This is a genomic window from Paracraurococcus ruber (assembly GCF_004353985.1).
Classification (GTDB): Bacteria; Pseudomonadota; Alphaproteobacteria; order Acetobacterales; family Acetobacteraceae; genus Paracraurococcus; species Paracraurococcus ruber.
Window position 1 is genome coordinate 1 of record NZ_SMOA01000742.1, and the last position, 310, is coordinate 310.

Consider the following 310-nt stretch of genomic DNA (forward strand, 5'->3'; position numbering starts at 1 on the left):
GACCTGGCGCAGCAGGATGTCGCCCACCGGATGCCCGAGGGTGTCGTTCACCTCCTTGAAGCGGTCGAGGTCGAGGCAGAGCACGGCGAAGCCCTCGCCGCGCTGGGCGCGGGCCAGCGCCACGTCCAGCCTTTCGCGGAACAGCACCCGGTTGGGCAGGCCGGTCAGCGTGTCGTGGTGGGCGAGGTAGGCGATCCGCGCCTCCGCGAGGCGCTTCGCCGTCACGTCCTGCGTCACGCCGCTCATGCGCAAGGCACGGCCATCCGGCCCCCGCTCGGCCCGCCCCTGCAGGCGCAGCCAGTGCACCGCG

General features: G+C 73.5%; 1 protein-coding gene. It reads right to left on the reverse strand.

What is annotated here, in order from left to right; translation table 11 throughout:
• Positions 1–246 (reverse strand): diguanylate cyclase domain-containing protein (locus E2C05_RS32600; protein ID WP_240047008.1); only part of this gene is annotated, 246 nt, incomplete at its 3' end.
• Positions 247–310 lie beyond the last annotated feature (64 nt).